General features: G+C 70.1%; 1 protein-coding gene. It reads right to left on the bottom strand.

Annotation, left to right across the window (positions count from 1 at the left end; genetic code table 11):
* Nucleotides 1-145: 145 nt before the first annotated feature.
* Nucleotides 146-1054: a DUF3626 domain-containing protein gene (locus FNX44_RS26850; protein WP_143651562.1), complete on the bottom strand. Its 909-nt coding sequence runs from the start codon at nt 1052-1054 to the stop codon at nt 146-148.
* Between the last annotated feature and the right edge of the window lie 176 nt (nt 1055-1230).

Below are 1230 nucleotides of genomic sequence, written 5' to 3' on the forward strand. Positions count from 1 at the left end.
AGTCCCGTCAAGGGACAACATCGCCCGGGTTGTCATCACCCCCGACGTCGTCCACTCCAACGTGAACCCGACGCTCGTCCCCCGCGCGATCGGCGACGGCCGCCAGGAGAAGAGCGCGTAGGCGGTCCAAGGGACCGCCGGTTCCTCAGCGAAGACCGCCGAGCACGCGGTCGTCCGCCGGTGTCGGACCTGCCAGCCGGTCTGCCACGTGCTCTGGCGCTCCGAAGCGCGCCAGGTAGTGCCACACCTTCTTGACCGCCTGCGGGTCATGGCGGCCGGTGCGCACGGCATCTCCGATGATGCGAGGATCAAGCACGCCGTCGACCGCAAGCCGCGCGCCCAACTCGACGTACTCCTGCCCGCGGTAACCGGGGTGACGGTGGAGTTCCTGAACGGTGAGGCGGAACCCGGGATGCCACTCCACGGGACAGCCGAGGCGCAGGGCCGCCGTCTCGACCCCCGTGCCTCGGTAGGACGGGTCCAGAACCAGCGCCTCCACGTGGCGGTCCGGCCGCACCGGACCGTGTACCTGGGCCTCGATGTAGTCGTCGAGATCGTCCTGGCGGTCGGCGAGGGCAAGCGCGATGAGCCCCATGCGGGCCGCCACACCGAAGTCCGACGGCTCGAAGAAGCTGTCCGGGTAGCAGAACGTGGTCCGCGTCAGCGTTTCGGTCGTGAGGCGGAAGTGCGCGGAGCCGAACCGCGGCGCCGCGCCGACGGACTTGCCTCGGAAGTTCAACGCCCCGTACACCGGCCGCTCATGAGCAGGCGCGTGGTCGTACGCCCCGTTGAAGATCCGGCTCTCCCAGCGCCAGCGGTCGCCACCGGGGTAGGCGGTCAGTCCGCCGTTGCTGGTCCCCGTGACGAACTGCGATCGGTAGACGCCGTCCTCGGCCAGGGAGTCCAGGAGCGGTCTGCCCCGCAGTAGAAGGTCCGGATGGAAGTTGAGGGTCACCCGCAACGACGAGTCGAGCGGTGGGCCCGAAGCCAGCTCTGCGACATGGCGGAGGGCCCGTTCCCGCGCGGCTGAGGCTGAGGAGGTCTCGGAGCTCATCCGGACAGTGTTCCCCAAGCCGTGCGACGCCGGCCGCGGCCCCCGCCCCTGCCTACGCGGTCTTCTCGTGGGGGTTGTCCATGCCGCGTGTGCGCGGCACGAGCGTGGGGTTGACGTTGCTGTGGACGACGTCGGGGGTGATGACCACGCGGGCCACGTCCTTGCGGGAGGGGACC

Source organism: Streptomyces alkaliterrae, from assembly GCF_007097205.2.
GTDB lineage: Bacteria > Actinomycetota > Actinomycetes > Streptomycetales > Streptomycetaceae > Streptomyces > Streptomyces alkaliterrae.